General features: G+C 63.3%; 18 protein-coding genes and 2 pseudogenes. 10 read left to right on the top strand and 10 right to left on the bottom strand.

Features of this window, described 5'->3' with window-relative positions; genetic code table 11:
• Nucleotides 1-18: 18 nt before the first annotated feature.
• The gene (locus tag ACZ89F_RS09015) at nucleotides 19-513 is read right to left on the bottom strand and encodes a hypothetical protein (RefSeq protein ID WP_476091370.1); all 495 of its coding nucleotides are present in this window, start codon (nucleotides 511-513) and stop codon (nucleotides 19-21) included.
• A 126-nt stretch (nucleotides 514-639) separates the two neighbouring features.
• On the opposite strand from ACZ89F_RS09015, the gene ACZ89F_RS09010 reads away from it, so the two are divergent.
• A complete protein-coding gene (locus ACZ89F_RS09010) occupies nucleotides 640-1,245 on the top strand; it encodes a DUF922 domain-containing Zn-dependent protease (RefSeq protein ID WP_476091369.1) in 606 nt (201 codons plus the stop codon).
• 187 nt (nucleotides 1,246-1,432) lie between these two features.
• Here ACZ89F_RS09010 and ACZ89F_RS09005 read toward each other — a convergent pair whose 3' ends face one another.
• Both ACZ89F_RS09005 and ACZ89F_RS09000 read right to left on the bottom strand, forming a co-directional pair.
• Nucleotides 1,433-2,491 (bottom strand): Gfo/Idh/MocA family protein, encoded by a 1,059-nt coding sequence (locus ACZ89F_RS09005; RefSeq protein ID WP_476091368.1) that lies wholly within the window; start codon nucleotides 2,489-2,491, stop codon nucleotides 1,433-1,435.
• A 49-nt stretch (nucleotides 2,492-2,540) separates the two neighbouring features.
• Nucleotides 2,541-3,245 carry an SDR family oxidoreductase gene (locus tag ACZ89F_RS09000; protein ID WP_476091367.1) on the bottom strand — a complete coding sequence of 235 codons (705 nt, stop codon included), beginning with the start codon at nucleotides 3,243-3,245 and terminating at the stop codon, nucleotides 2,541-2,543.
• Nucleotides 3,246-3,372: 127 nt separating this feature from the next.
• Here ACZ89F_RS09000 and gcvA point away from each other — a divergent pair, with 127 nt between their 5' ends.
• A complete protein-coding gene (gene gcvA, locus ACZ89F_RS08995) occupies nucleotides 3,373-4,272 on the top strand; it encodes a transcriptional regulator GcvA (protein ID WP_476091366.1) in 900 nt (299 codons plus the stop codon).
• A 63-nt stretch (nucleotides 4,273-4,335) separates the two neighbouring features.
• Here gcvA and ACZ89F_RS08990 read toward each other — a convergent pair whose 3' ends face one another.
• The 3 genes from ACZ89F_RS08990 to ACZ89F_RS08980 form a co-directional block, all read right to left on the bottom strand.
• On the bottom strand, nucleotides 4,336-5,079 hold the full coding sequence (locus ACZ89F_RS08990) for a hypothetical protein (protein ID WP_476091365.1): 744 nt from the start codon (nucleotides 5,077-5,079) through the stop codon (nucleotides 4,336-4,338).
• Nucleotides 5,080-5,086: 7 nt separating this feature from the next.
• Entirely contained in the window at nucleotides 5,087-7,774 is a 2,688-nt protein-coding gene (locus ACZ89F_RS08985; protein ID WP_476091364.1) for a hypothetical protein, read from the bottom strand.
• A gap of 304 nt (nucleotides 7,775-8,078) precedes the next feature.
• Entirely contained in the window at nucleotides 8,079-8,696 is a 618-nt protein-coding gene (locus tag ACZ89F_RS08980; RefSeq protein ID WP_476091363.1) for a helix-turn-helix domain-containing protein, read from the bottom strand.
• Between the two features lie 133 nt (nucleotides 8,697-8,829).
• On the opposite strand from ACZ89F_RS08980, the gene ACZ89F_RS08975 reads away from it, so the two are divergent.
• The 3 genes from ACZ89F_RS08975 (at nucleotide 8,830) to ACZ89F_RS08965 (ending at nucleotide 12,808) form a co-directional block, all read left to right on the top strand.
• Complete coding sequence (locus ACZ89F_RS08975) at nucleotides 8,830-9,963, top strand: NAD(P)/FAD-dependent oxidoreductase (RefSeq protein WP_476091362.1); 1,134 nt, start codon at nucleotides 8,830-8,832, stop codon at nucleotides 9,961-9,963.
• 55 nt (nucleotides 9,964-10,018) lie between these two features.
• Complete coding sequence (locus ACZ89F_RS08970; protein WP_476091361.1) at nucleotides 10,019-11,623, top strand: ABC transporter substrate-binding protein; 1,605 nt, start codon at nucleotides 10,019-10,021, stop codon at nucleotides 11,621-11,623.
• Nucleotides 11,624-11,707: 84 nt separating this feature from the next.
• Nucleotides 11,708-12,808, top strand: coding sequence for a serine hydrolase domain-containing protein (locus ACZ89F_RS08965; protein ID WP_476091360.1), 1,101 nt, complete (start codon nucleotides 11,708-11,710; stop codon nucleotides 12,806-12,808).
• On the opposite strand, the pseudogene ACZ89F_RS08960 reads toward ACZ89F_RS08965, so the two are convergent.
• Nucleotides 12,805-13,113 (bottom strand): annotated as a pseudogene (locus tag ACZ89F_RS08960) (3-keto-5-aminohexanoate cleavage protein); the annotation flags it as partial. The gene ACZ89F_RS08965 and the pseudogene ACZ89F_RS08960 sit on opposite strands and share 4 nt — an antisense overlap.
• A gap of 85 nt (nucleotides 13,114-13,198) precedes the next feature.
• On the opposite strand from ACZ89F_RS08960, the gene ACZ89F_RS08955 reads away from it, so the two are divergent.
• Nucleotides 13,199-14,147, top strand: a protein-coding gene (locus ACZ89F_RS08955) for an IS630 family transposase (protein WP_476091359.1) whose coding sequence is annotated in 2 segments (ribosomal slippage) — nucleotides 13,199-13,534 and nucleotides 13,536-14,147 — 948 coding nt in all. Because the reading frame shifts where the segments join, the coding sequence is not laid out codon by codon here.
• 4 nt (nucleotides 14,148-14,151) lie between these two features.
• Here ACZ89F_RS08955 and ACZ89F_RS08950 read toward each other — a convergent pair.
• Nucleotides 14,152-14,577: pseudogene (locus tag ACZ89F_RS08950) on the bottom strand (3-keto-5-aminohexanoate cleavage protein); the annotation flags it as partial.
• Between the two features lie 195 nt (nucleotides 14,578-14,772).
• On the opposite strand from ACZ89F_RS08950, the gene ACZ89F_RS08945 reads away from it, so the two are divergent.
• The gene (locus tag ACZ89F_RS08945; RefSeq protein ID WP_168992273.1) at nucleotides 14,773-14,967 is read left to right on the top strand and encodes a hypothetical protein; all 195 of its coding nucleotides are present in this window, start codon (nucleotides 14,773-14,775) and stop codon (nucleotides 14,965-14,967) included.
• 57 nt (nucleotides 14,968-15,024) lie between these two features.
• Here ACZ89F_RS08945 and ACZ89F_RS08940 read toward each other — a convergent pair whose 3' ends face one another.
• Entirely contained in the window at nucleotides 15,025-17,121 is a 2,097-nt protein-coding gene (locus ACZ89F_RS08940; RefSeq protein WP_476091358.1) for an EAL domain-containing protein, read from the bottom strand.
• 355 nt (nucleotides 17,122-17,476) lie between these two features.
• Here ACZ89F_RS08940 and ACZ89F_RS08935 point away from each other — a divergent pair, with 355 nt between their 5' ends.
• Both ACZ89F_RS08935 and ACZ89F_RS08930 read left to right on the top strand, forming a co-directional pair.
• Nucleotides 17,477-17,926 (top strand): ester cyclase, encoded by a 450-nt coding sequence (locus ACZ89F_RS08935; protein WP_476091357.1) that lies wholly within the window; start codon nucleotides 17,477-17,479, stop codon nucleotides 17,924-17,926.
• Between the two features lie 288 nt (nucleotides 17,927-18,214).
• Nucleotides 18,215-19,282, top strand: a complete 1,068-nt coding sequence (locus tag ACZ89F_RS08930) for a phosphatase PAP2 family protein (protein ID WP_476091356.1) — start codon at nucleotides 18,215-18,217, stop codon at nucleotides 19,280-19,282.
• Nucleotides 19,283-19,314: 32 nt separating this feature from the next.
• Here the strand turns inward: ACZ89F_RS08930 and ACZ89F_RS08925 are convergent, their stop codons facing one another.
• Entirely contained in the window at nucleotides 19,315-19,575 is a 261-nt protein-coding gene (locus ACZ89F_RS08925) for a hypothetical protein (protein ID WP_476091355.1), read from the bottom strand.
• Between ACZ89F_RS08925 and ada the strand changes: the two genes are divergently transcribed.
• Nucleotides 19,574-20,686, top strand: a complete 1,113-nt coding sequence (ada, locus tag ACZ89F_RS08920) for a bifunctional DNA-binding transcriptional regulator/O6-methylguanine-DNA methyltransferase Ada (RefSeq protein WP_476091354.1) — start codon at nucleotides 19,574-19,576, stop codon at nucleotides 20,684-20,686. The two genes, ACZ89F_RS08925 and ada, sit on opposite strands and share 2 nt — an antisense overlap.
• The last annotated feature ends 13 nt before the right edge of the window (nucleotides 20,687-20,699 follow it).

Below are 20,699 nucleotides of genomic sequence, written 5' to 3'. Positions count from 1 at the left end.
TGTGGCGAAGGATCCCTATCAATCCCCATCCGCAGGCTCGGCCTTGCCGCACTGCGCCAGCACCTTGCCGATGGCGGCGCTCGAGCCTTTCAGCGGAAAGCTGGCCTGGCCGTATTTGGCTGCGCTGACGTTGATCTCGCCTTTCCCGCGCAGCAGGTCCAGCAGCGGATCGGCTTTCACCAGATTGACCACGAAGTAATTGTACATGGCCTCGAGCTGCAGCGTTTTGGTCAATGTCTTGCCATCGGCCTTGAACTCGAACGAACCGCTGAGGCCGGGCTCCAGTTGCTGGCCGGCAGCACCCAGATCGTAGCTCAGCACCGGCGTGTCGAAACAGATCAGCATCAGATGCGCATCGCCCTTTGGCCCGCCGCAGACCGAGGCGGTCAGCACGCTGCCGCCCTCGTCTTCCTCCATCTTCGCGCTCCAGCCGCCGCAGGACGCGGCAAACGCCGGTTGCGCGGCCTGCAAGATCGCCAAGACGCCGACGACAACAAGATATCTCGTTCTCATGACTTCCCCCCAATTGACTGCCTCTAGGACATTTGCAGCACCAGCAGGCATTCTATAGGAAAAGCTGTCCTGTGGCATTGCCCGTCGCGGCGATGTCGCCCAGTCCCGATTTCGCGGAGAGCGGTGTTGAGAGCCTGTGTTCGTCTGTGTCTTCTGCTGACCGTCCTGCTGGCCTTGCCGCTAGCCGCCCATGCCGAGTGGAAGCCGGTTGAGAAGGTCGAACCCTACGCCATTTCGGGCCAGTCCGGCGCCGAGCTCTACCGCTCGATCGGCGAGAAAGGGCCGCTGATCCGCGGCGCCAAGACGCGCACCATGGCCTACACCAATTTCAAGCTGACCTGGAGCGGCAGGGACTACAGGCCCAGGGGCAAGGACTGCGTGCTGACGGTGGGGCGGCCGAAGCTGATCATCACCTACACCTTGCCAGAACCCTCCGGCTCCCTGCCGCCGGCCGTCCAGAAAAACTGGGATGTGTTCATCGCAGGCGTCAGCGCCCACGAGAAGGTGCATGGCGCCAGCATGGTGCAGATGGTCCACGATATCGAAGCGGCGACGGACGGCCTGACCATTGCCGATGATCCCAAATGCAGCAAGACCAGGGCCGAGGTGGTTCGTCGGCTCGACGCGATCTCGAAGGCCCGTGTGCAGGCAAGCCGCGATTTCGACCGCGTCGAATTTGGGTCCGGCGGCAATTTGCAGAAACTGGTTTTCGCCTTGGTGACCGGCTCTTGAGACAGGCCACCGCGCCGTTGCGAGGCGGCGGCAGAATCTGAAGCTGGCCCCCTGGCCCTATCGGCAGAGGTCGAGCGCCGCGCTCAGGTCGCCCATCGGCGGCTGACGCAGCGAGCAACGGAGAGGGGGGCGCGAAGGAACTCGGCGCGCGCGCTATCGAGGCCCCAAGCAAGCCAGGCAAGCGCCCCTACTGCGTGTCGGCGCTCGCCCGTAGCTCCGCGCGCTTCTCGTCCGACACCACTGCCAGATCGAGCACCTTCTGCAACTCGGCGGCATGGCGGAAGGACGGTTCGGCCTGCACGCCGGTTCGCACCGCGTCAGTGAAACGCTGATAATTGGTCGCCACCGTGCCGGGGTCGAACTCTTCCCATTTGGCGCTCTCGACATTCTCGCCGACGCAGGCCTTGAGCGCCGAGCCGTCGAGATTGTGCACCACCTCGATGCCGCCTCTGTCGCCATAGATGCGCAGGCGCAGTTCGTTGAGATGGCCCGATGCCCAGCGGCTGGCATGCACCACGCCGAAGGCACCGTTGGAAAAATCCAGCGTCATGGCGAAGCTGTCATTGGCGTCGAGCCCGTAGTCGCCGATGCGGTTGCCGGGCGCCTTGTCGAAGGCGCGCAGCCGGCAGAAGACATGGTCGATGTCGAGCGCCGCACCGTAGCTGGCGAAATCGAGGATGTGGATGCCGACATCGCCGAGCACGCCGTTCGATCCGTGGCCGCGCGACAGCCGCCACAGCCATTTCGGATCGGTGCGCCAGTCGCCCCAGAACTTCGACACCAGCCAGCTTTGCAGATAGGACGCCTCGACATGCCTGACCGTGCCGATTTCGCCTGCCAGCACCATCTGGCGGGCCCTCTGCAGTGCGGCGACATTGCGATAGGTCAGGTTCACCATGTTGACGATGCCGGCAGCCTCGGCGGCATCGGCCATCTCGGTCGCCTTGGCGAAGTTTTCGGCCAGCGGCTTCTCGCACAGCACCGGCTTGCCGGCGGCGATCAGCGCCATGGTGGTCGGGTGATGGATGCGGTCTGGCGTGACATTGGCCACCGCGTCGAACTCACCCCACGCCAGCGCCTCCTCCAGCGCGGTGAAGCGGTTGGGAATGTTGAAGCTGTCGGCGAATTCGCCGACGCGCGCCGGATCGACATCGACAGCGCCGACAATGTCGACACCCTCGATGGTGCCGAAGCGACGGGCATGTTCCTGCGCCATCCAGCCGGTGCCGAGTATCAAAAGCCGCATTTTTGCTCCTTGGGTCGGGATGCCAGAATTCCCCTCCCGGTCGACGCCTTCAGATAGCGCGGATAATGCCGCCGTCGACCCGAATGTTCTGGCCGGTGATGTAGCCGGCGCCTTCCGACGCCAGGAAGGCGATGGTCGCGGCGATCTCTTCTGAGGTGCCGTAGCGCTGCATCGGCACGCTGTCGCGGCGTTCCTCGGTGGCCGGCAGGCTGTCAATCCAGCCGGGCAGCACATTGTTCATGCGCACATTGTCGGCTGCATAGGTGTTGGAGAAGATCTTGGTGTAGGCGGCAAGACCGGCGCGGAACACGGCGGAAGTCGGGAACATCGGGCTCGGCTCGACCACCCAGGCCGTCGAGATGTTGATGATGGCGCCGCCCTTCTGCTTGACCATCTGCGGCGCCACGATGCGCACCGGCCGGATGACGTTCAAGAGATAGACGTCCATCCCCGTGTGCCACTGCTCGTCGGTGATTTCCAGGATCGGCGCCCGCGGCCCGTGGCCGCCGCTGTTGACCAGTACGTCGATGCGGCCATAGCGCTCGAGCGTCAGGTCGACCAGGCGCTGCAGATCGTCGTTCGACTGGTTGGAGCCGGTGACGCCGAGCCCGCCCAGTTCCTTGGCCAGCGCCTCGCCCTTGCCGGAGGAGGACAGGATGGCAAGCTTGAAGCCATCCGCCGCCAGGCGCTTCGCCGCCGCCGCACCCATGCCGCTGCCGCCGGCCACGACCACAGCTACTTTTTCTACACTCATTGGATTTTCCTCTCAGGGTTGGCGGGCACCGCAGGCGGTGTTTTCGGGAGTTGAGCGTTGATATAGCTGGTTTTCTCCTCTGGTTCGAACCAGAATGCCTGAAATCAACCTGTAGAAAAACTCCTGCATGCCCGAAGCCTTCCTCAGCCTGCCGCCGTTGAATGCGCTGCGCGCCTTCGAAGCGTCGGCGCGTCATCTCAACTTCCGCATCGCCGCCGAAGAGCTCAACGTCACGCAAGGGGCGGTGGCCCAGCACATTCGCGGGCTGGAGGCCGACCTCGGCACAAAACTGTTCGAGCGGCTGCCGCGCGGCCTGGCGCTGACCGATGAGGGTCGCGCCTATGTCCCCAACATCCGCCGCGCCTTCGACCTGATCTCGGAGGCGACGCTGCTGCTTCGTCCCGAGCCGGCGCGGCTGACGATCAGCGTGACGCCGAGCTTCGCCACCAAATGGCTGATCCCCCGGTTGCAGGATTTTGTGACGCACAATCCGCTGGTCGACCTGCGCGTCCTGGCCAGCGAGAGCCTGTCGAGCTTTCAGGCCGATGGCGTCGATATCGCGGTGCGGCAAGGCCGCCCGCCCTTCGGCGCTGGCCTGATGGTCGACCTGTTGTTTCCCCAGCAGATCGTCGCCGTCTGCAGCCCGGTCTTGCTGCCGGCCGGCACAACCGAAATCGCGGCGACCGAAATCCAGCATCACGTCCTGCTGCACGATGCGCACAATCTGTGGCCGGAGTTCATGGAAAAGGCGGTCGGCCTGAAGATGACGACCGAGCTCAAACGCATGCGTTTCAACCAGACCGGCCTCGCCATAGATGCAGCCATCGCCGGCCAGGGCATAGCGCTGGCCAGCCGCTTTCTCGTCGCCGCCGACCTCGCCGCGGGCCGGCTGATCCAGCCGGTCAGCGGTGAAATGCGCGGCACGCAGGATTTTTATGTCGTGATGCCGAGAAAGCAGCGGCACCCCGAGCCGACGCAGGCCGTGCGGCAATGGCTGCTGGATGCGGGACGAGAGGCGCCGACATGAAGCGTCGCGGTCAATGGTGGTGCTGAACATCCAGCCGGCCGTGTTGCGATCCAGATCGCTCGCTCAGCGCGGCTGTTGCATTGGAGACGATAGCCCGGAATAATATTGCCGCCAAGCTTGCCATGCCAACAAGCACGTGGCAGCAAAAAGGCCGAGTTCGATCCAGCTTTGCAAAGGCGCATAGATGTATGGCAGGTTCATCATCAAATTCGCACTTTCTAGCTCGCGAGCCGGAAGGATAGGACGAATTTCCCAGCCGCCGATCCCGAAAAACAGGAACTCGATCCTTCCCATAAGTGACCATGCTTTAGCCGCCTCGTTCGGAACGAAATCGCAATATCGCCGCAGCGCCAAGAACGCCGAGATTGCCGGGATCAAGAAATACCAGAATGTACGCCATGCACTGTCGGTGAACCTCTCCAAGCGGTTGAACCGCGCGTCTCCAAAAGTGCCAAGGACAAGGCGATCGCCAGGTGAGAGCTGCTCGTTCGACAAGGCAAGACTCCTGCCAACAGCTTGACGCAATGCGTTACACCGGTACAGCGACGAGACAAGGACGGCCATCGAAAGCATCGCGATCAGTGGGCCTAACACGATGCCGTGACCAACATTGAAACCGACGATCGAAAGGCCCGTCACGGAGCCGGGATTCATCTGCAGGCCAGGTGATCTCACCCATATGGCAACGAAAAGGTTCAAGAATCCAAAGAGCAGTGCCGTCTTCTCGAAAGCCGCCGCGCTATCTTCGAAACGCTTGAGGTCCCGTTGCAGTCCCGCCTGGGTCGTTCCACTTTTGCTGTCCGCCATGACCCACTCAGTCCTTGGTCCCGTAGGTCATGGAGGAGGACGTCATCGCTGGGCTGACCGTAACGATTTCGCCGAGCAGGTCGAGTGTGCTCCCGGGAATCTCGAAGGAAAAGGCTGAGGCCGCGCCTTTGTATGTATATTGGCCATCGACGATCGCAGCCGCCAGGGGGCCGTTCTTCTTGCCTATCACCTTGCGAAGGGCATCCGATAGAAGGTCCTGGGTGACGCGCGGCAGCGTCAGCACACCGAGACCGACAATGGCCCTGCCAAGCGAACAGCTCAGCAATGCGGGGTTGCTTTTCACAAGAGTCTGTATCGGTGGCTCGGATGCATGAACATTGACCGTCATATCGTCCGGCGTGACCTTGGCGATCAAAGGCGTTTCGCCGCCGCCGCTCCAGATAACGCCCGCATGCAACGCTGTTGTCTGCGGATCGGCTGCAAGGTCGAAATGGCCTGAGAGCCTTCCGCTTGGACACAGGAAGAAATTGCCGAAATCGGTCCATGTGATGTCGACATTCGCATCCGCCGTGGCGTGCGCACTGGCCACCAGCGACAGATCGAGCGTGCCGAGGTCAGCCGCCACATTGAGCTGCGCATCGGCATAGGTCTGACCGGAAGCGTTCAGCGACACATCACCCGCGACCTTGGCCAGCCCGGTGAAATCCGTCGCCTTGATAGCGGCCATGGCAGCCTCGCAGGCGACCTGCAATCCGGATCCCCAGGAGGCGACGCACTGGCTGATTGCGCCGGTGCAGTTGTTCACTTTCGACAAGCAATTGTTGTCCGTGTCCTCATGGCAGACGTCTCTCGCCACATCGTTGCAGATATCTCTGCAAAAGCCCAAGAATCTGGGGCAGATGCTGCTGCAGACGTGATCCACATAAGTCGAACAGACCTGTATCTTGCAGCCGTTCAGGCTACCGCATGAGGAAACGTCCGCGCATGGATTGCCGCATGAGGCATCGCCGGGGATAGCCTTTATCTCCCCTGCATCAAAGGTCTCGCTCGAAGTGACATTTGCCTCTACATGCGGGTTGTAGGCCGCAAAGACACTCTGAAGCGTAGCCGCCAACGCCGGCTTGGCTGCCAGAAGAACGAGCTTCCGGTCCCCGCTTGCCCCATTGAGCAGCTTTTCCGCGGAAGTCATTAATGTCCTCAATCGTTCATATTGATCGACGGTCACCTGCGACGGCGAGCTGACCTCGGCCGGCTGGCCGCCTATCCTGGGTGAAGCCAGCACCATCACGCGGCCAGGTGAAAGCAGCACCGCGCGACCGTCGAATTGAACAGTCGGCTGGGCAGTGTCGCTGACGACGATACGGAACTGTTTGTCCGATTCCGTGCCGAGCTTGATCGGCAAGTCGGGCACCTTCAATTCGGATATCGGCAATTCGCCGATGAACTTCGCAGCCAGGCTTCCAAGGGCGCTTTCGTAGGGAACCTGAAAGCCAGCTTCCCTGCCCTCCCAATTGATCGACAGATTCCTGATACGCAACTCGCGCAAGGCATAGCGAGCCGTCAGGCCACTCGAACCGGGCTGCAGCACCGCCCATGCAGTCGCGAAAAACCGCACGGAGACCGCGCCTTTCAGGAAGCTCGCCTTGCCTTCCACCGTCACTTCGGCGGCACCGTCGATTATCTTGACCACAAGTTTGTCGGATGGAACGTCGATGCCTATTTCGGAATCATCCAATTTGGCAATCGCATCCAGCGCCAACTGGTGCAGGCGGCCCGCGAGCCATTCTGATGAGGCTGACAGCAGGATCGAGCGGGCCGTGGCGTCCAGTCCTATCTTGGCAGGATCAGCGTCGGCGGCAAGACCAAGTAATGCTTCCGCGGCACCAAGATTCGCTGCCGTCGCTTGAGCCCGCATCTGCTCGCTGGCGGCAACAAAATCCTGGGAATGATCTACCGCCGCGATAATGCCCGAACCGGGCTTGTAGTCTGGCATCAGGCGTCGCGCGACGGCGAGGAAACGCTTCGTATACGTGTCCGTCGGGGCCGCGGCATCGCCCTTGCTGCCAAGCATCACCGAGATGGTATCCGTCGTAACCAGGATAGCAGGCTGCGCCATATCGGCATTCAAAAGCGCCGGCGGCAAGGCAATCGGCACACTAAGCGAGGGCATCAGCGTGTTGAGGCTGTCGATGCTGGCGATGACAGCAGTTTCGATCTGGGATGTAATCGCGCCGGGAACGGAAAGACCGAGCGGCTTGAGCGCATCGACGCGTACATCGGCCAACGCTGTGTCGACAGCAAGACTGCCATTATCAAGACGGGGCACCGCATCGACCAGCACCCTGAGATCAACGCTGCCCCATTTCGGACTGACAAGTCTTAGAGGTTGGCCAGCTCTTATGGCGTGCGGAAGAAAGTCTACGCTCGTATCGCCGTTCTCGGTGATAGTCCATTCGCCTTTTGTATCGACTTTGGCGAGCGCCTTGCCCAACTCGGTCTTGAGAACTGGCACGACCGACGAGCTGGGTACGTCCACCAGCACCTGGGCGTCCTTGATAGAAGACAACGCGCTCTGGTTGGCCTGCTCGGCTTTTCGAAGCGTTTCAGTATATGTTCGCGAACCAAGATGGCTTTGAAGCTGCCATCTTGCAATCATTGGTAGAAAAATCCAAACCAAGACACCCAGCACGACCAATATAGCCGCGCTGATTCCAGCGACCTTCCCAATACGCATTTCTCCCCCCAGAGACCGCGAACGTGTCTTTCCTATCCAATATTAACGCATGAGAGGAAGCAAGTCGTATCTTTGTCGTCGGCGAGTCACTGTGCTATTTTCTGCACTCGTCTGTTTTCCTTCCCCAACTGGCAAGGGCAGGAAGAAAAATGACTACATCGGCAATGTATCTAGTTTCAGTCACCGGACCGAACCATAACGTTTTGAAACTCCGCACATGTGGTGTGCCAGATGAGGGCGACGCAATGCCGGATCGTTGGGCGCCGAGATGGTCGGGGAGTCGGGGACGAGACCTTCCCGCTCCCTACCCCTCCACCGTCTCCAGCACGCTCAGCAACGTGCCTTCCATATCAGGCTCGTCGCCGGAGCAGACGCAGAGCACCTCGGCGTCGCCCTCGCCGACCGACAAATAAGCATGGCCCATGGTGGAATCGATGTAGACGCTTTCGCCCTGTTTCAGCCGCACCGGCGCGTACTGGTCGGTGTGCAGCTCGATCTCGCCCTTGAGCACGATCAGGAATTCCTCGCCGGCATGTTTGGTCAGCGGGCCGAACTCCTGCGGCGTGCGGGCACGCGCATAGGCGTGGATCGGCACCATGCGCTTGCGCACCAGATCGGTGGCCAGATAGTGGTAGTCATAGTTGCGGGTCAGCTGGCGCAGCGTGTTGGACTGCGAGGTCACCGAACGCCGGGTTCGCGCCGCCGGCTGCTTGCGGTCGCCGCTGAGCAGCTCGGTGACATGAATGCCAAGCCCCTCGCAGATCTGCAGCAGCTTGTCGTAGCTCAGCGACATCTGGTCGTTCTCGACCTTGGACAGCGTCGACACCGCGACGCCGGTCAGCGTGCTGACCTCCTGCAAGGTCCAGCCATGCGTCTTCCTCAGACCGCGCAGGCAATCACCGAGGTTCGGTTGCTCCGACATCGTCAGCTCCATGGCGGCGGTCGAACCGCTTCTCCACTTAGGTAGTCGAAACCCCCGTCGCCATCAACAACACCAACAATTTTCTTATACGCTAAATATTGACTGTATATGAAATTATTTCTACCCCTAGAGGATGCAGTCAAAGCCTCCTCAAAAAATCGTCGTCATCGGCGGCGGCATTGCCGGCCTCTCGCTGGCGGCAGCCGTGCGGCCCTGGGCCGAGGTCACCGTGCTCGAGCGCGAGCCGCATCTCGGCTATCACGCCAGCGGCCGCTCGGCGGCACTGTTTTCCGAAACCTACGGCAATGCGTTGGTGCGGGCGCTGTCGCTGGCCAGCCGGCCACAAATCGTCGATGGCGGCTTTGCCGCTCACCGACGCGGCGCGCTACATGTCGGCGGCGTCGAGGACGATGCTGCCGTCGACCGCATGGCGGCGGAGATGCAGGCACTGGTGCCCAGCGTGCGGCGCCTGTCGGCTGCGGAAGTCAACGCACTGGTCCCGGTCATCGCCACCGAATCCACCTGCGGCGGCGTGCATGAACCCGGCGCGCTCGATGTCGACACCGGAAAGATGCTTGCGGCTTCAGCCTCCACACTCAAGACGGGCGGCGGCGTGATCCGCACAGGCGAAGAGGTTCGTGAGATCGCGCGCACGGCAGCCGGCTTCAGCGTCACCACCAATGCTGGCGCCTACGAGGCCGACACCGTCGTCAACGCCGCCGGCGCCTGGGTCGATGTCGTCGCCGGGCTGGCCGGTCTCTCCGGCCTCGGCTTCCGGCCCAAGCGCCGCACCGCCTTCCTGTTCGATCCGCCCGCCGGCACGGACATCAGCGCCTGGCCGCTGGTGGTCGACCTGCACGAACAGTTCTACTTCAAGCCCGATGCCGGCAGGCTGATCGGCTCGCTCGCCGACGAAACCGATACCGAGCCTTGCGATGCCTATCCGGAAGACATCGACGTCGCCATCGCCGTCGACCGCATCGAACAGGCGACGTCGCTGCGCATCGGCCGTCCGTCGACGCCCTGGGCGGGCCTGCGCACCTTTTCGCCCGACCGCACTCCGGTCGTCGGCTTCGACCCGCGCCTGTCCGGCTTCTTCTGGCTCGGCGGCCAGGGTGGCTACGGTTTCCAGGTCTCGCTGACGCTGGCGCGGTTGGGTTCGGCGCTGCTGCGCGGCCAACCCCTGCCCGACGATCTCGCGGCACGCGGCGTCACTTCTGCCGCGCTGGCGCCCGACCGTTTCCTCACTCCGGCGGCGACGCCATGAACTTCACCGGCCTGCCCTTCCCTCAACCCGTAAAGTGTCATCAGGAGCGTTTGCGATGAAATCCACCGTTCTGCGCGCAGTGCTTACCTCGTCCCTGCTGGCCTCATCCGTCCTTCTCGGCGGGCAGGCCCATGCCAAAACCCTGGTCTATTGCTCGGAAGCCAATCCCGAGACCTTCAACCCGGCGATCGGCATCGCCGATTCCACCATGGACGCCGCCGCCAAGACGATTTTCAACCGGCTGGTCGAGTTCAAGCCGGGCACGACCGAAGTCGGTCCGGCGCTGGCCGAAAGCTGGGAGGTCTCAGCCGACGGCAAGACCTACACCTTCCATCTCAGGCACGGCGTGAAATTCCAGTCGAACGACCACTTTACGCCCTCGCGCGATCTCAACGCCGACGACGTGCTCTACACCTTCAACCGCCAGCGCGACGCCAACAATCCCTACCACAAGCTCGGCGGCGGCGCTTACGAGTACTTCAATGCGCTGGGCATGGGCACGCTGATCGACAAGATAGACAAGGTCGACGACTACACAGTGCGCTTCACGCTGACGGCGGCCAATGTCACCTTCCTGCCCGGCATCGCGCTCGACTATCTCTCCATCCTGTCGCTGGAGCAGACCGAAAAGATGGTCGCCGCCGGCACGCCGGAGCTGATCGACTCGGAACCCGTCGGCACCGGCCCATTCGTGCTGCAGGCCTATGTGCCCGACAGCCAGATCCGCTACGCCGCCAACAAGGACTACTGGCGCGGCGCGCCGAAGATCGACACGCTGGTCTTCGCCATCACGCCCGAGCCGACCACCCGCGTCGAGCGCCTCAAGGCCAATGAGTGTCAGGTCGCCGCCCCGCCCCCACCAAGTGCGGTCGCCGGTTTGCGCACCGATCCCGATATCACCGTGCTCGACCTCAAGGGCCAGAACATCGGCATCCTCGGCTTCAACGTCGAACACCAGCCGCTCGGCGACGTGCGCGTGCGCATGGCGCTGGCCAAGGCCGTCGACCGCAAGGCGATCGTCGACGCCGTCTATGCCGGCGCCGGCACGGTGGCCGGCAGCGTCGTGCCGCCGGCGCAGATCGGCGCCGTCACCGACGCCGGCATCGACTATGACCCGGACGGCGCGAAGAAGCTGCTGAAGGAAGCCGGCCACGAGAGCGACCTGAAAATCAGCCTGTGGGCGATGCCGGTGTCGCGGCCCTACAACCCCAACGCCAAGCGCATGGCCGAGATGATCCAGGCCGACTGGGCGAAAGTCGGCGTCAAGGCCGAGATCGTCAGCTTCGAATGGGGCGAATATCTCAAGCGCACGGCTGGAGGCGAACAGGACGCCTACCTGCTCGGCGGCAGCAGCGACAATGGCGACCCCGACAACATGCTGAGCTACCTGCTTTCCTGCGACGGCGTGAAGGGCGGCTCCAACCGCTCGCGCTGGTGCGATCCGGCCTTCGAGAAGCTGCTTCAGGACGGCCGCGTCGCCGCCAATCCCAAGCAGCGCGCCGACATCTACGCCAGGGCGCAGGCGATCCTGAAGGTCGAGGTGCCGGTGGCGCCGATCGCCCATTCGGTGGTGGCGATCCCGATCCGCAAGAGCGTGCTCAACTACGTGCTCGACCCCTTCGGCCGGCAGAATTTTGCCGCGGTCGATATGGCGGAGTGAGGTGCGGCGACGCTGCCCTCGGGTTCGGCCCGAGGGCGTACCGACATGTTTAAAACCAGCGATTTAGAGGCGAAAGCAGAATCCATGCGTGAAGACCTGAACGCCCTCCTCAAGACCTACCTCGCCGACGGTGCGGTTGGCGCCTCGCTCGCCTACTCGACAGGCGCCGCACCAACCGCCGTCACCGCCGGTCTCGCCGACCGGGAGCATGGCGCTGCTGTCTCGTCCGACCGCTTGTTCAAGATCGGCAGTTGCACCAAGACCTTCGTTGCCGCGGCCCTGATCAAGCTCGCCCAGGACGGCAAGCTCGACCTTGGCGCGCCGATCTCCGGCTGGTTTCCCGACCTGCCGGGCGCCGGCGCCATTTCGGTGCTCCAGCTGATCAACCACCGCAGCGGCCTGCCCGAGTTCGAATACTACATTCCGATGGACCCGAGCCGGCAGTGGACGCCGCAACAGCTGGTCGACATCGCCTTCGCCTCCGACAAGCAGAAGGCGCCGGGCGGACCCGCCGTCTACAACAACACCGGCTATGTGCTGGCCGGCATGGTGATCGAGGCGGTCTCAGGCCAGTCGTTGGGCGGCTACGTCAGAAGCGCCGTGCTGCAGCCGCTCGGCCTGGAAAATACCTGGTCGCCGGCCACCGAAGCCTTTCCGGAAAAGTCGATGGTGCGCGGCTATTACCACCGGCCGCCGCCGCCAGCGAATGCGCCCACCGACATCGCCTCGGGCGGCGAGATGTGGCGTATGGACGGTGTGCTGTCCTACTCCGACGACTTGCAGGATTCGTCCGATTCCTTCCCGTTCGGCGCCGCCTATGGCTGCGGCGACATGGTGTCGACGCCGTCCGACATGGTGAGCTTCATGCGTGGCCTGTTTTCCGGCAGGCTGCTGTATCAGCCCTTCTTCGTCGAGATGTTCGAACACCGCGTGCCGGCGAGTTTCCCCGGCACCCGCATGCGCGAGACCGGTGCCGGCATGTTCCAAAGCGCCTACGCCGACCGCGCCTTCTACGGCCACCAGGGCAGCATCCCCGGCTACGTCGCCGTCATGCTGCACGACCCTATCTCGGGGTTGACCATCGCCATGACCAGCAATGTCGGCTCCGGCAACCGGCTGTCCTTCCAGGCCAGTGGGCTGCATCCGGTAATGGACGAGGCGATCAGGATCATTCTGGAAAATTAGTTCCTGACATCGCCGCGAAAAATCGCCACGGCCGCAGCGACGATTTCCGCATTGTCCTTCGCTGTCGTTCCGTCGGCGAGCGTCTTGCCGTCTTCCAGCCCGACCCGCGTCGACCAGCGCTTGCGGTGCGCAAACTCGACGAACGGCCAGACGGTGACGTCGACGCCATGCAGCAGGATCGGCCGCCGCACCCCGGCGCGTTCGAGCACCTCGGCGATGCCGTGCGCCTCGTCCAGCGCGCCCGACAGGTCCTGGATATCGATCTCGATCAGGATGCGAAGCACACGGACGTGGTCGGCTAGAGCGTTTCCTACTTTGAGAGAATCGTAGGATTCCCAAATCAGGCTGTTTGTGATTCAAGATGCAGGCTGGGTTGGAGGCCAGCATCTAATGACGCGAGCGCTTTCAAACGATCTTCGTGAGCGTGTTGTTGAAGCAGTTGGCGCAGGCGAGAATTGCCGTACCGTGGCATCGCGCTTTGGCGTTGCAGTTTCCTCTGTCGTGAAGTGGTCGCAGCGCTATCGAGCGACCGGCTCGGTGGCGCCGGGCAAGATGGGCGGACATCGCAAGCGCATTCTTGAGCCGCATCGTGCCTTCATCGTGGAGCGGATCAATCAGACCTCTGAGCTGAGTTTGCATAGGCTGAAAGACGAGTTGGAAGCGCGCGGGGTCAAGGTCTCGCACAATACGATCTGGATGTTCCTGCGCCGCGAGGGCCTGAGCTTCAAAAAAAACACTGTTCGGCCTTGAGCAGGCCCGCGCTGATATTGCCCGCAGGCGTCAGCGATGGCGGTCCTGGCAGGCGGGTCTCGATCCACAGTGCCTGGTCTTCATCGATGAGACCTGGATCAAGACCAACATGGCTCCGCTGCGCGGTTGGGGGCCGAAGGGCAAGCGGCTGCGCGGATTGGCTCCGCACGGCCATTGGCGCACGTTGACCTTCCTTGGCGCGCTGCGCTGGGATCGGCTCGCGGCACCTTGTGTCTTCGACGGACCGATCAACGGCCAATGCTTCCGGGCCTATGTCGAGCAGCAGCTCGTCACCGTTCTGAAGCCCGGCGACATCGTCGTCATGGACAATCTGGGAAGTCATAAGTCGGCCGCCATCAGGCAGATGATCAAGGCTGCCGGCGCCAGGCTTTGGTACCTGCCGCCTTACTCTCCGGATCTCAATCCCATCGAGCAGGCCTTCGCCAAGATCAAACACTGGATGCGCCAGGCTCAGAAACGCACTGTCGAGGAAACTTGGCGCCACATCGGCCACCTCGTCGAAACCATCGAGGCAGCCGAATGCAAGAACTACTTCGTAAATGCGGGATACGCTTCCGTCAAAACGTGAAACGCTCTAGGCTGACGAAGCGCTCGGTATCGGCAACGGAGGCAAGTCCCGCCTCGATACCGATGCCGCGCTGGCGCAGCAGATCCATCACGTGAGGGGCGTCTGCCTCCGACAGGTTGACCGAGGCATAGTCGGGTAGCTCTCGCCAGCCGACGATCGCCGCGCGGGTCCGCTCGACGTCGTTCTCGATCCAGGCGCCCGTCGACACGCCGACCAGCGTGCCCGGGCAGGCCTGGCGCACCCCCGGCACGGTCGCGTCTACCGCCGCCAGGCTTTCACGCCCGTCAATGCCGCGCGGATGGATGTGCAGTTCGGCCGCACCTGCGGCGACGCAGGCGGCCGCGTCGCTCGCCATCGCCTCGGCATTCAACGGCAACCGGGGATGAAAATCGCGCGGACGCGCGCCGTTGATGCAGGCCTGGACGATCATCGATCTCACCTCGGAAAGGGAGGCGCAGTCTAGCCGCGCGGCACGGCATGGCAAAGGGTAGGGCGGCGTCACTCCTGACGGCGCATCTGCCGCGCCCTCCTTCCGTGGCATTTGAATAAAAGCCGCCTGTGGATATTTACCCCCCGTTCCCTCGCCTCCGGCAAGGTATTTTCGGGTGGGATAATGGAGAGACCATTGACCAGCGATTTTTCAGCCGCCCGCATCCACCTCGAACGCGCCTATCACTATCTGCAGGGCAATGACGAGGCGAGCCGCACGGCCTGTGACGCCCTCGATCTGTTGATCGAAACCGTGGCGGAAGCGCAGCACAGGCCATCCGAAGCTGGGGTACTGGAGTTTCCGCAATCGACGGCGCGGCGAACCGGATAGAATATGTTGAGATTCAGGTCAGGCCGGCCGGCCCGGCCTGAATCTCGACACCCCGGATCACGATGCCTTGCGGGCCGCCACCACCCCGGTTGCACGCTCGACAATCTGCTCCAGCGGCTCCGGCCGATGCAGCAAAAATCCCTGGCCGTAGGCGACGCCCATGTCGCTGAGCATCGCCAGCGTGTCCTGCCGTTCGATCTTCTCGCCGACCACGTCGCAGCCGAGACTGCGGGCGATGCTGGTGATGGCCAGCACGATCTCGCGGTCGAAGCGGCTTTGCGTGATGTGCTCGATGAAAGAACCGTCGATCTTGATCGTGTCGACGGGGAAACGCCTGAGATATTCGAACGAGCTCATGCCGGCACCGAAATCGTCGAGGCTGACCCGGCAGTGCCGCTCGCGCGCCTTGCGCACGAATTGTTCTGCGGCGTCGAAATTGGTGACGGCGGCGGTTTCGGTGATCTCGAAGCCGATGCCCGAATGCGGCGCCCCGGTTTCCTCGATGACGCTGTCGACGAAGTCCCATAGCTGCGGATCGCTCAGCGTCTGCGCCGACAGGTTGAAGCCTAGCGTCAACGCGCCCGAGCGCAAGGCAGCACCATGGCGCGACAGCGCGGTGCGGATGATCCAGCGGTCGAGCCGCGACGCTATACCGAAGCGCTCGGCCACCGGAATGAACTCGCCGGGCGGCACCAGCCGGCCGTTGCGTGCGACCAGCCTGGCCAGCACTTCGACATGGCGGCTTTCCTGCCAGGGCCGGCCCAGCAGGTGGATTTCCTGGCCGAACAGTTTCAGCCGCCCGTCTTCCATGGCATCGACGGTGTCGGCGGCGACGCGCGCGGCATTCAGCCCGCCTGATCCTGCTTCCGCCGCCGCGGAGAACACCGCGAAACGGTTGCGGCCGGCAGCCTTGGCCGCGTAGCAGGCGTCGTCGGCGCAGGCCAACGCGTCGGCCACCGTGGTGTTGGCGTCGTCGATGAAGGCAATACCTATCGAGGCCGCCAGCTTGCGCGTCGACGCGGCCAGTCCGAGATCGGCCTCACGCACAGCGCCGAGCACCGCGGTGGCGATGCGCTCGGCCTGTGCGGCATCGCAATGCGGCACCAGCAGCGCGAATTCGTCGCCGCCCAGCCGCGCCGCATGCGCGGCCGGCGGCAGGCAGCCGCGAATGCCGGCGGCAACGCTCTTCAGCGCCAGGTCGCCGGCGGCGTGGCCGGCAAAGTCGTTGAGCGCCTTGAAGTAGTCGAGATCGACATAGAACACCGCCAGCGGCGCACCTGACGCGATATGGTCGGCGAGCAGCCGGTCGAAGGCGGAGCGGTTCCACAGGCCGGTGAGCGCGTCGTGACGGGCGGCATAGGCGAGCTCCTGCTCACGCAGCTTGTCCTCGGTGATGTCGCGCACGGTGCCAAGGACCTGGCCAGCCGCACCGGCGGCGGCGATGAAGCGCACCAGCGATTCGACGTGGCGGATGACGCCGTCGCGCTTGATGATGCGGTACTGCGAGGCGGTGACTGCGTCCGAGCCGGGGGTCGGCAAATGCGCCTGCTCGGTGGCTTCCCTGTCGTCGGGATGAAGGAAAGTATGCCAGAGATCGGCGGTCACCTCGTCGATATCGGCGACGAGGCCGAATATGTCCCTGGTGCGGGCGTCCCAATAGCTCTTGTTGGTGGCGAGGTCATAATGCCAGATGCCGGTGCCGCTGGCGGCGAGCGCCAGGCGGAAGCGCACATTGACCTGTTCGAGTTCGGCTTCAGCGGCCTTCTGCTTGGTGATGTCGGTCTGCACGCCCATCAGCCTGAGCGGTTTTCCCATCGCGTCGCGTTCGACGATGCCGCCGCGATCGAGCACCCACACCCAGTGGCCCTGCTTGTGCTTCAGCCTGAGTTCGGTCTCGATGGCGTCGGTGAGGCCGGCAATGTGCCGGTCGCCGCTGGCCAGCGCCCGCTCCCGATCGTCGGGATGGGTCAGTTGCAGCCACAGGTCGCTGGTGTTGGCAAGTTCGCTTTCATCATAGCCCAGCATCCGCGCCCAGGTCGCGGAATAGAAGCACTCGCCGGTCGCAAGATCCCAATCCCAGACGCCAAGATGGGCGCGCGCCAGGGCTTTTTCCCAGAACGTTCCATTGCGATTTTTCTTGTCTCGACCAGCCATCGTTGGTTTCGCTCATCCCCCGCTACGCGGCAATCTGCAGCAAAACCAGAGAAGAAACAGTTACCGCGTGGGGACGCGGGATGATCCGCGCGGCGCGGCCGTTGTTTAGTCATTCGTGGTGCTCGCCGAACTGCGCCTGAATCGCGGCAAAAACAATCCGCCCAGTCTGTTATCACGCCGGTGCCCTCCCGCCTTTCGATTGGCCGGCAAGAACCGGAGTTTTGTGCCTGCCGGATCGTCCTAGTGCTTGCATCAGGTCATCGGCGAAGACCGGTGATCCCCGGCAAAAGCATGCCGCCCAAAGTGCCCCGCGGTTTGGGAAAACGGCATGCGCGACAACAACAAGGACCTCCCAATGACCAAGCAAGAAGACAACAAGGCCGTCGTCGTCAGATGGTTCACCGACTTCTGGGGTGAAACCTGCGATCTGTCCGTCGTCGACGACATCGCGGCACCCGACATGCTGCTGAAATACTCACTGCACGAGCCGCGCCGCGGCCGCGACGACATCAAGGCCTTCATGAGCGACTTCCGCGCCGCCTTCCCGGACCTCAACTTCTGGGCCACGGCTGACCTGATCGCCGAGGGCGACTATGTCGTCGGCCAGTGGGCGGGCGGCGGCACGCATACCGGCCCGGCCTTCGGCGATTTCCTCGCCGGCTCGCTGCCGGCCGCCACCGGCCGCACCATGCGCTTCACCGGCACCACCGTGCTGAAGGTGGTCGACGGCAGGATCGTCGAGGAGATCGGCCTCGATGACGGCGTTGCCGCCCTCACCCAGCTCGGCCTGATCAAGGCCGCCTGATCGAGCCGCATGATTGAAAGGGGGCCGTCGCCACCCAGGCGATGGCCCTGTTTCAATCGTGACCGAAGCCTCATGACACGGAAGGCTGCAACGGGTGAAACCAGCGCGCAAACGTGATGCCGGGGCTGCGGTGCAACATCTTCGTCAATGAATCCTTGCCAACAAATTACGCATTATAACCATCTAATTTAGAAAACTCTACTTGCACTACAGTGTAACTGGATGGTAATACTTGATCTGCAAGATACTCCACAACAGTCTTTTGGGCAGCTGGCGGGATGTCCCTCGATGAATGAGCATACCGGTCAGCGCGGCGACAATCGCCGCCCAGCTGCAATCCTTGACCTGGACATCGCGACAACCAGGAGCGGCTGGCTGCTGGTTGCCTTGTGTCTGACCTATGCCGTGACCGCTCTTTGCCTGCAGCCAGATCGCTACCTGCATCTGGCGCAATCCTATGCCGAGCCGTTCGCCTTCTTCCTGCCCGCGCTTCTGGCGGCTGGCCTTGGCGTGGCGGGGCTGGCATTTGCCCGACATACCCCGACGAGGTTCATCCTCGACATACTCGGGCAGCGTTGGCTGACAGCCGCGCCCGTTATCCTTCTGTTCTTTCTCGGCATCACCGCCTTCACCACCTTGAAGGTGGCCATCCCGGACACGGTGCCGTTCTACGCCGACCGTGCCCTGGCGGAGCTTGACCTTCGGCTGCATGGCATTGATCCCTGGACATGGGCGCACAGCATCGTCCCCGAACCGGTCTCGGCCGCCATTTTCGCCGGCTATGGATATGGCTGGCTCGTGCAATGGTTCGGCACCGTGCTCTTCGTCGCCTTCTGGAACAATCCGGCCAGCCGCTTGCGCTACCTATGGGCGTTCGCGCTGACCACGATCCTGTGCGGCACCGTTCTTGCGACCCTGCTGTCGTCCACCGGCCCGATATTCCACGACCAGTTCTACGGCGGTGACCGGTTTGCCGCGCTGCAAACCGCCCTGGCGCAGAACCGCTACGCCGCGTCGGTCCATGTCTATGCCGACTATCTGCTTGTGGCCTACCAGAGTGGCCGCCCGGAACTGGGCGGCGGCATCTCCGCCATGCCAAGCATGCATGTCGCCATCGCCACGCTCAACGCACTCTTCCTGGCCAGCTTCGGTCGTCGGTGGGCAATCGCCGGCTGGTCCTTCACGGCCTTCATCCTGTTCGGCTCGGTTTACACCGGCTGGCACTATGCCGTGGATGGCTATCTCTCGATCGTTGTCGTGTCCCTGCTCTGGTACGTGACGGGACGCTTCGTCTTGCCGCGAGCGAGCCAGGATATCAGCGAAGTGGGATTGGCGATCCCGGATCAGGCGGCATAAAGACCGATCGGGTAGCGCTTTTCCTCATAAGCCTAGATCAGAGTTGCGAGAACGTCGAAGCGGTCACCATCGGGAGTGCCAAGCTCCGGCTCGCTCTCAAAATAGCTGGTGATTTCGGCGATCGCCCAATGGTAATCGGCTTCGGTCCAATGGGTCGCGTGTTTTCCATCACACCTTCTCCGGATAAATCTTGTCATACTCCTTGTGCGTGACGACGAACAGGCTTGCACTTTCCTGACGCTTGTCAGGAAACGGGTGGCGAGGCGGGCTTTTGGCGGCTTCAATGCAGCCATGTTCATCACCCTGGCCAAGAATCTGAAATCCGCGCCGCTGCCGGTTGCCGACGATCCGCGCTGGGCGCGCATCGTTGCCCGCGACAAGTCGGCCGACGGCGAGTTCTGGTATTCGGTGGCGACGACCGGCGTCTATTGCCGGCCTTCCTGCCCGTCGCGACGCGCCAACCCCAGGAATGTGCAGCTGCACGGCACGCTCGATCAGGCCAGGGCAACCGGCTTTCGCCCGTGCCGGCGCTGCAACCCGGATGGCCCGTCGCTCGAGGCCGGCAACGCGGTGATGGTCGCCGCTGCCTGCCGCAGGATCGAGCAGAGCGAGGAAGAACCGTCGCTCGGTGAACTGGCTGATGCCGCCGGCCGCAGCGCCGGCTATTTCCACCGCATCTTCAAGGCCGTCACCGGGCTGACGCCGAAGGACTATGCCGCCGCGCACCGCGCCGCCAAGGTCCGCCAGGGCCTGGAAGACGGCGCCAGCGTGACGACGGCGATCTACGACGCCGGCTTCAATTCGAGCGGGCGTTTTTACGAGAAATCCACATTCATGCTCGGCATGACGCCGACGCGCTATCGCGCCGGCGGCGCCCATGAGGAGATCCGCTTTGCCGTCGGCGAATCCTCACTCGGATCCATACTGGTCGCCTCCAGCCAAAAGGGCGTCGCCTCGATCCTGCTCGGCGACGATCCCGACGCGCTGGTGCGCGACCTGCAGGACCGTTTCCCCAGGGCACGGTTGATCGGCGGCGACCGCGACTATGAGGCGCTGGTCGCCCGCGTCGTCGGTTTCGTCGAAGCGCCAGCGCTCGGCCTCGACCTGCCGCTCGACGTGCGCGGCACCGCCTTCCATCAACGCGTCTGGCAAGCCTTGCAGAACATCCCCGTCGGCCGCACGGTTTCCTATGCCGAGATCGCGCAGCGCATCGGCGCACCGAAGGCGACCCGCGCCATCGCCGCCGCCTGCGCCGCCAACAGCCTTGCCGTCGCCATTCCCTGCCATCGCGTGATCCGCAAGGACGGCGCCCTGTCCGGCTACGCCTGGGGCGCGGAGCGCAAGCGCGCGCTGCTCGACCGCGAGGCGGCGTCCGACAACGCCAACCGGTCGGTGCGGGCCTGACGAGGACCGGCAA

This window comes from Mesorhizobium sp. USDA 3734, assembly GCF_056279665.1.
This window is presented reverse-complemented; position numbering and strand designations above follow the sequence as displayed.

Coding starts and splice junctions, on each gene's coding strand:
- ACZ89F_RS08970 (WP_476091361.1), top strand. CDS start 10,019: ATGAAATCCACCGTTCTGCGCGCAGTGCTTACCTCGTCCCTGCTGGCC.
- ACZ89F_RS08990 (WP_476091365.1), bottom strand. CDS start 5,079: ATGGCGGACAGCAAAAGTGGAACGACCCAGGCGGGACTGCAACGGGAC.
- ACZ89F_RS09005 (WP_476091368.1), bottom strand. CDS start 2,491: ATGCGGCTTTTGATACTCGGCACCGGCTGGATGGCGCAGGAACATGCC.
- ACZ89F_RS08935 (WP_476091357.1), top strand. CDS start 17,477: ATGACCAAGCAAGAAGACAACAAGGCCGTCGTCGTCAGATGGTTCACC.
- ACZ89F_RS08980 (WP_476091363.1), bottom strand. CDS start 8,696: ATGTCGGAGCAACCGAACCTCGGTGATTGCCTGCGCGGTCTGAGGAAG.
- ACZ89F_RS09000 (WP_476091367.1), bottom strand. CDS start 3,245: ATGAGTGTAGAAAAAGTAGCTGTGGTCGTGGCCGGCGGCAGCGGCATG.
- gcvA (WP_476091366.1), top strand. CDS start 3,373: ATGCCCGAAGCCTTCCTCAGCCTGCCGCCGTTGAATGCGCTGCGCGCC.
- ACZ89F_RS08930 (WP_476091356.1), top strand. CDS start 18,215: ATGAATGAGCATACCGGTCAGCGCGGCGACAATCGCCGCCCAGCTGCA.
- ACZ89F_RS09015 (WP_476091370.1), bottom strand. CDS start 513: ATGAGAACGAGATATCTTGTTGTCGTCGGCGTCTTGGCGATCTTGCAG.
- ACZ89F_RS08965 (WP_476091360.1), top strand. CDS start 11,708: ATGCGTGAAGACCTGAACGCCCTCCTCAAGACCTACCTCGCCGACGGT.
- ada (WP_476091354.1), top strand. CDS start 19,574: ATGTTCATCACCCTGGCCAAGAATCTGAAATCCGCGCCGCTGCCGGTT.
- ACZ89F_RS08975 (WP_476091362.1), top strand. CDS start 8,830: ATGCAGTCAAAGCCTCCTCAAAAAATCGTCGTCATCGGCGGCGGCATT.
- ACZ89F_RS08940 (WP_476091358.1), bottom strand. CDS start 17,121: ATGGCTGGTCGAGACAAGAAAAATCGCAATGGAACGTTCTGGGAAAAA.
- ACZ89F_RS08985 (WP_476091364.1), bottom strand. CDS start 7,774: ATGCGTATTGGGAAGGTCGCTGGAATCAGCGCGGCTATATTGGTCGTG.
- ACZ89F_RS08925 (WP_476091355.1), bottom strand. CDS start 19,575: ATGGCTGCATTGAAGCCGCCAAAAGCCCGCCTCGCCACCCGTTTCCTG.